8 protein-coding genes are annotated in these 6,754 nt (G+C 69.8%); 2 read left to right on the top strand and 6 right to left on the bottom strand.

Annotated features, from left to right (window positions below; all coding sequences use genetic code 11):
- The first annotated feature begins 501 nt into the window (after positions 1-501).
- Entirely contained in the window at positions 502-753 is a 252-nt protein-coding gene (locus AB0383_RS49910) for a hypothetical protein (RefSeq protein ID WP_364190448.1), read from the top strand.
- 611 nt (positions 754-1,364) lie between these two features.
- On the opposite strand, the gene AB0383_RS49905 is transcribed toward AB0383_RS49910, so the two are convergent.
- On the bottom strand, positions 1,365-1,673 hold the full coding sequence (locus AB0383_RS49905; RefSeq protein WP_364190450.1) for a hypothetical protein: 309 nt from the start codon (positions 1,671-1,673) through the stop codon (positions 1,365-1,367).
- Positions 1,674-1,802: 129 nt separating this feature from the next.
- The gene (locus AB0383_RS49900) at positions 1,803-2,534 is read right to left on the bottom strand and encodes a hypothetical protein (RefSeq protein ID WP_366191685.1); all 732 of its coding nucleotides are present in this window, start codon (positions 2,532-2,534) and stop codon (positions 1,803-1,805) included.
- 277 nt (positions 2,535-2,811) lie between these two features.
- Here AB0383_RS49900 and AB0383_RS49895 point away from each other — a divergent pair, with 277 nt between their 5' ends.
- Entirely contained in the window at positions 2,812-2,943 is a 132-nt protein-coding gene (locus AB0383_RS49895) for a hypothetical protein (RefSeq protein WP_364190455.1), read from the top strand.
- Between the two features lie 832 nt (positions 2,944-3,775).
- Here the strand turns inward: AB0383_RS49895 and AB0383_RS49890 are convergent.
- The 4 genes from AB0383_RS49890 to AB0383_RS49875 form a co-directional block, all read right to left on the bottom strand.
- A complete protein-coding gene (locus tag AB0383_RS49890) occupies positions 3,776-4,261 on the bottom strand; it encodes a hypothetical protein (RefSeq protein WP_364190458.1) in 486 nt (161 codons plus the stop codon).
- The gene (locus AB0383_RS49885; protein WP_364190460.1) at positions 4,258-4,833 is read right to left on the bottom strand and encodes a DUF2231 domain-containing protein; all 576 of its coding nucleotides are present in this window, start codon (positions 4,831-4,833) and stop codon (positions 4,258-4,260) included. Before AB0383_RS49885 ends, AB0383_RS49890 begins: the two co-directional genes overlap by 4 nt.
- 659 nt (positions 4,834-5,492) lie before the next feature.
- On the bottom strand, positions 5,493-5,681 hold the full coding sequence (locus AB0383_RS49880) for a hypothetical protein (protein ID WP_364190463.1): 189 nt from the start codon (positions 5,679-5,681) through the stop codon (positions 5,493-5,495).
- A gap of 493 nt (positions 5,682-6,174) precedes the next feature.
- Positions 6,175-6,450: a hypothetical protein gene (locus AB0383_RS49875; RefSeq protein ID WP_364190466.1), complete on the bottom strand. Its 276-nt coding sequence runs from the start codon at positions 6,448-6,450 to the stop codon at positions 6,175-6,177.
- Positions 6,451-6,754 lie beyond the last annotated feature (304 nt).

Raw genomic sequence — 6,754 nt, 5'->3', positions numbered from 1 at the left:
CGACTTCGTGTACTGCGACTGCTGCGAACGTCACCGGCTGGAACCCTTCCACTGATCGGCCCCAGCACGCGTCACGCCGCTGGTCACTGCCCGGAGCCCCGTCGGGAATCGGCTCCGGCCACCTGACCGTTCCTGCACTAGCTGACTTGTCACTGCTGCTTTCCTGCTACTGCATTACCTCGCCGGGATCGGTCTTGCTGCTTGCGTGTTCCCTGCCCGATCCCGGGGTACTTCACGGGTCACCAGCCGAAACCTGTCCAACGATTGGCTTCGTCCTGCCTGACCGTTCTGTCTCACCTCGCGGGTAGTTCGTCATCTCCCGCGCCTGCTCGACCTTGTCTCTCTCGGTATGAGCAGAAGACTACACACGCCTGAGGTTGAATGTCTACCCCCGTCGCCATAGATTTGTTGAGGCTCTGGCGGGCCGACCGCCGGGCCACGAAGATCCGCAGGTCAGCGCGCAGCGCCTGCGGACAACGACACTCGGAAGGATGACGCGGGATGACTGACTCGGTCGCGCGGCACGACCCGTACGGCCTCACTGGGGTGCGCGATCTCCAGGACTACGCCCGCGTCCTCAGGCGGATGGTCGAGCAGGGACGCCGGGAGCGGTGTGTCGCACTGTTGTCGGAGACGGAGGCGCACGCCGTGGCGGAGTTGCTGGGCCAGTACGCCCAGCTCGACCCCACCGCGCACCTCAACCAGCTCGCCGCCGCCCTCGCCGGACGCCTCTACAGCCGGCTCGGCGTGTGAACGCGCCCACAAGGTCGGCACCGCCTGCAGTGGCGACGGCGCGGTCTTCGCCGATCACAGGGCAGTTGTGCGCCAAAGGGGGTTCACCGACGGCGGCGAGCCGGCCGAACCGGAGGTTGCTGCGGGACACCTGGTCCATCATGCGGGCAAGCGCGCCACGGCAGTCACCGTGGAGCGGCCAGGCCTGTTCGCGCTCGAGATGCGCCGGCACCGGCTGCGGCGCCCGTCGCCGACTGGTGCCAGCCCTCCGAGCCGCGGATGCCGGACAAGAACTCCCGCAGCTGAGCCAAACGGTCATGATGGCATCGGCCCCGGTGGTACCAGGCTCCCCCCTCCGGGGAGGTCAGCGGCCCGGCGTCCGCACGATGGTCCGTAGCTGCCCGATAGGTCGGAGAGGTCCTGCACAACCTCGCGCAGGACCCCTCGTCCGAACGCAGCGGCACCGCGGTGTAGCGCGTGGAGATGTCCACGAAGGCCAGCCACGCCGCCTGCTTGCCGGGGCGTCGGGCGTTTACCTGGCGGCGTGACTCCGAACGCAACGACATGCCCCACAGCATGACTTTTTCGGAGATTTTTGCTGCGTCGAGATGCCGACTATGGCCATGGTCGTGTTAGTGGCGATCGGCACTGCGCTGGCGGGCGCCTGCCTTGGCCAAGCCCCGGCTGATCATGTAACCGATTGCGAGGAAGGTGATGTAGCGAAGTGCTTGTTCGGCGTTGAACGGGTCGCCGCCCGTGTTGGCGTCGCCGTCGACCGTCAGCGCCGTGATGACGATGGCGACTACACCAGCGAGAAAGACGAAGAATTCGGTGGTCTTGAAGGCCGGTTTGGTCTCCCTCGCGGTTGCCGCAGGAGCCGGGCCGGCGTGGACGGCTTGCCCTCCGTAGGCGGAGCTGGCGGGGCGTGCTGCACTGGTCATGGCTGACTCTCCTTTCGAACGGGCGGCTCTCGTCCGTTTGTACGGCAGTCCGTACCCTGGCGCCGCGGCCATAAACCCGATTACTGCGCAAAGTCCCGCTCGAGCTGGACCGCGTGATCTCTGCACACCTCACCAAATTCGCTGGGGCGGGTGCCGTCGGGGAATCGCACGAACGTGGCCTGGCCGCCGGCTGATGTGCGGCAGCAGGAACGGCGCGACGTGCGTGTAGTACGGCACGACCTCGGCTTTGCAGAACCCCTTGCTGTACAACGGTTTGTCCAGGTTGGAAAGTACGAGCCGGCGCTCGCCGCGCCGCGGCCGGGCTGCACGTCGTCGGCGTCGAGATCGGGCCGCGCGCGGTGCACGCGCGGCCGCTGCCGGGCTGCTGAAGGACTCGACCGCGGGGACGGTCTCGGCTTCGACGAAGACCTCGGGCCGCACCGGAAGGTACTGCGTCCGCCCGCGGCCGAGCCCGCCGGCGGAGGTGTCGGCCGCGGGCTCGCCGGTGAGCGTGATCCGAACTCCGATCTGCCGGCCCAGCCGTGGGGCCAGCGGTAGGGACAGACCGATCTGGCGCCACGCGCCGACGGCGTCGCGGCGGGCGAGCACGACCTCGCTCAGCTCGTCGGGGTCGCCGGCCACGCCGACGACGACGGCGTTGACGACCGTCACCTGCCGCACCTTCACCCACGCGTCGGTCCGGCAGGGCCGGTAGCGGGCGTCGACCAGCTTGGCCATGACGCCCTTGATGCGGACGTCGCCGGCCTCCGGCCGCGTCCGCGCCAGGGCGGCGTTGCGGTCGGTCGTGCTCGACACCAGCTGCAGCGGCGGTGCGACGCCGGAGAGCAGCCGCTGGACCATCTGCGCCGCTCCTTGTACGGGTGGCGCAGGTGGTCCTCAGGTCTGTCGGCGAGCACGTCGACCACCGCGATGGGCTCCTCGGTCGCGCAGCTCTGCGAGGTCCTAAGCACGCAGCGGTCTCGCCGGTGTCGCGGCGCCAAGCGGTTACGTCTCTGTCGAGATGGTTCCAGTGTTTGCGGGCGTGAGCGTATCTGCGTTCGGTCGGGCGCCGAGTAGCGCGTGAACCGGCAGCTTTGATCACGAGGTCAGCACTCGGCGGTATCAGGAGGTAGCCGACGTGGACCCACGACTGCGTGAAGACACCGAGCGCAAGCTGGACCAGCTCACCGACCATCCCGACATGGATTTGCACCTGCGGATCCAGGAACATCGCCTCGACGGCTATGCGTGGTGTAACGGGAGGCGGTAGAGGATTACGGGTGTCCAGGACGAGGAGGACGCTGCGTTGAAGGCGGGCGATGGTGGACTCGAGAGGTGAACGGCCCGTTCGGCGAACGAGGTGAGTGAATTCCTGGCGTGGACGGGCGAAATCAGCCGACGCCGCGGCCCGGCTGTGCGCCCGGCCGCCGTACGCAGGCACTTGGCTTGCGCTTGGCGGACTTCGCCTTGCCCTTCGCCGCGACTTGCCCGTCCCGGGCCGGGGCGTAGGTGCCGTCGACGGCGGGGCCGGGCTTGGGTGCGGTGCCGGGGGCCCGAGAGGCTGGGGTTTCATGAGGTACCCGATTTGGGCCTCGCCGGCCCAGCTGGTGCCTCCGGCGCCGTCCGGGCCGTGCCAGATGCGTGGTTGTGTTCTTGGTTCTCTTCTTCGAACGATGCGCTGGGTTCCACGCGCCCCTCCAGCCCGTCGGCTTCGAGGTCTTCGATAGCGGCGAGCCCTTGTTTGCGGTGGACGGTGTCGCAGGCGAGGTTGAACTGGAGCACGGCCTTGACGAAAGTGTCGGTCCGATCGAAAGTTGCCCGGAACGAGGGGAAACAGCGGCCAGGCACGGCAGCCGCTGGGGCCGGCGGATCGAGGCCCGGGCGGCCGAGCGGCACTCAAGTAGGTCGTCCGCACAGGTGGACGACGGCCGTGCTCCGCGGGGTCACAGCCGTGGGCCCCGGGAAATACCTTGGCCGACTCGGCGGCGTTTCTTGCGGAGGCGACCGTCCACGATGGCCGGTTCGGCGCCGGTGCTGCCGCTTCGCCGATCGCGAGCGGGACTTCGGTCGTGGGCCGGGGTTGGAGGCGGCGGGTGGTCGGCTCAGGGTTGCGTTGTGAACGCGCGGGTGCCGGCCTCTCGCCGGAACGGTTCGAGCGTCTGCCGTTGCCGCGCGGCCCGCACGAGGAGCTCGTCGAAGTCGGTACCCGGGAGTCGTTCGCGCAGACCGGCCACCTCGCCCAGGGTGTGCCAGAGGATCTTCTTGCCCTCGATGCCCATTGCGAGGACTTCCAGCTCCAGGAAGCGGCTCAGTGGCGAGTACGAGAGCCACCGGCCGTTGCGCTTGAGGCGGCCGAACCGTTCCGCGACGGACGCCAGCGCGACCTTGGCCGGGTTGGGCCGCACCCCGAGAGCGTGCATGATCGCCTCGAAAGTCCGCACGTCCTCGGCGATCGCTTCGGCCGCTTCGGCCAGTGCCGTGCCGAGGCGGGTGTCCTTGTTGTGGTCCCGGGCGCGACGCGCGACTGCCCGCCAGACCATGCCGAGCGCGAGTTGATCGCGCAGGTAGATCGCCAGGAAGTCGGTCATCGCGGTGTCTCCGTGCTCCCGGGCTGCCAGCGGAAGACGCCGGCGCCCTGGGCGTAGGACAGGTGCCCGCCGAGCGCGCCTCCGGAACTGAGCACCAGCAGGCCGAGCAGGCTCAGCACCTTGCCGGCCATGGACGCACTACGCGACCGAGCGACGTAGGAGGCCAGGAAGATCCCGGCGGCGAGGGCATTGGCTCCGGCGTGGGCGAGCCCGACGCGACGCTGGGCCGGCTCCTCCAGCTCGCTGTAGTCCGCCGCACCCAGCACCACCGTCGGAGGTGTGGTCAGCAGGCCGATGGCCACGAGCCGCCGAGCGGCGGTTTCGTTGCCCGGCAAGGCATCGAGCAGCGCCGAGCAGACCCAAGCCCCGATTGGCAGGGTGACGGCCAGCGGGTGCAGCGGATGCCCGAGCTCGCGGCCGCGCAACGTCCGGCCCGCCTTTTTCCCGAAGAGCCGCCGTAACGCCTTTGCGACTCGCTCGGCGGGCGGGTCCAGAGCGTGTGCCCGCTCTACCGCGGTGAGCAGGCGGCGTGGTGTGGCCGTGTCGCCACCGCTGTCGTGTGTGTTCGTCATGGCTTTCGGCTACCCGCGATGAATCCCGTCAATCGCGCGCGGCCGATCCGGGTGACGCCGCCGCGGGTGGTTCGCCGATGCTGTCGGGCGGCTCCCCGTGAACCTCGTGGCCGGACGCATCGGCTGAGGGAACACGGCGGTCGCGCAAGCGGGCCGGCGGGTGAGCCGCCACGCGGAGCCGTCCGCCGCGGTACGCGCGTCCCCGCGCAGCAGGCGGGCGCCGCGGCCAACCAGCTGCGCACGCCCGCTCGGCCGGCCACAGCGGCGTCCACTGTGTACTGCCCCGGGCGGGAGCACCGCGGTGCCCCCGGCTCGCCGATGGCCCGCTCGTCGACGAGCACGGCCACCCGAACGCTTGTCCGCGGCAGCGAACTGCCAGCACCGCGACCGGGATGAGCGTGAGTTCGGCGGCCAGCCGCCACGGCTGAGCGAAGCTGTCGTAAGCCTGGCGGACGCGCTGGGACAGAAGGTCGCCACATCCGATGACAGCCGGCGGACCGGAGGAGACAGCGGGTGCCGCACGGTACCGCCGCCCGCGCGTACGGTCCTGACCAGTTCGAGACTCTCTAAGAGCACCCCGCCGTCGTAGCAGCCGAACCGGTGAAAAGGCTCGCGGCCCACGGCCAGAGTGCCGGGGTAGTCGTGCCCGAGGGCGCGGTTCACGGGGCTGCGCGCGGTGTCCCACCGGCAGCGCCACGGCAGCGGCCGGAAGTAGTTCTGCGGCACGACCGGATCTGCCTCGTCGAGCGGACACCGACCACCGCGGGGAGGCTGCGGGCGTCGTAGCGGCCGTTGTCGTCGGCGATGATCACCCGTTCTGCCCACACCCGGCGCAGGTCGGTGATCACGCCGGCGACCTTCCTGTTGGCGCAACGGAGATCCGGGTCGGACGACACATCGTGACGGTGCCCCACGCCCGGCGGTGCCGCTCGAAGCACGGGCCGGCGGAGCCGTCGACGACCACCACTTCCGCGGGGTGGTCAACCGGCGCAGGTAACCGGTGAGCTCGGTCAGGTCCGGCTCGCACTCGTGCCTGAGCGGGAGCACGTAACCGCAGGCGGCTGTCGTCACGGTGCCGGATAAACCCGCCGAGTTGCGGCTACACCTCAATGCGGTCACTTCGTCCGGGTGCGAGGGAGCCGCGCAGCGGATGTGCCCGCGGGAACCGCGTCCGGACCACCCGGCGTCCTGCAGGCGTGTTTCGCACGCTCACCGGGGGATATCCCGCCAGCCCAGGACCTGTCGGCTGCTTGGCGGCGTCCGGCACCGACAGCGCCACACCACGGAAAGGCGCCGGCCATGGCCGAATCGACCCCTCCTCTTTACCCGGACCAACCGGTCTCACCCGGCACCCCGGAGGTTCCCGATCTCGATGTCGACCCCCGGCAGTTCCTCGACGAAGACGCTCGCCGCGCCGGCGCGGCGCCCGCCGAGGAACCGCCCGACTGACCTGGCCGGCGGCCGACGACGCTGCGCCCATCGGGCGAACGGCGGCGTGAAGGCGCTGCCGGCGCGCACCTCCCCGCTCCGGATGTCGGTAAACCCGTGCTTGAAAAAATCGACGGTTGACGACGTCCGGTGGGGGGTACGCGTCGCGCCGAGCGCGGCCGGCAGCACCGTTTTCCGGATCGAGGTGGCGGCGCAGGACTCAACGGTTCGGGCGTGGAGAGAACCGTCTCGGCACGGAACGCGGCTCGACGTCTCGGCGCGACAGAACGTCACTTCAAAGCCACGGACGCCGCGTGGGTGCGCCAAGCCTTCGGTGAGGCCGCGTGGCCCTGGGTCGCTGCTGATTGGCGGTGGACATCGCCTTGGACGTCATCGCGGCGAGTCCACCGTGGAGCGCGTGGAAGTTTGCGGGGCCGGAGGCCGGGTAGCCGCAAGCACAATTGATGAGGAGGCCGACGTGACGACGATGCCT

The organism is Amycolatopsis sp. NPDC051373 (assembly GCF_040689465.1).
Lineage (GTDB): Bacteria > Actinomycetota > Actinomycetes > Mycobacteriales > Pseudonocardiaceae > Amycolatopsis.
Note: the sequence above shows the minus strand (reverse complement) of the source record. Positions and strands in the feature narration are given on the sequence as shown.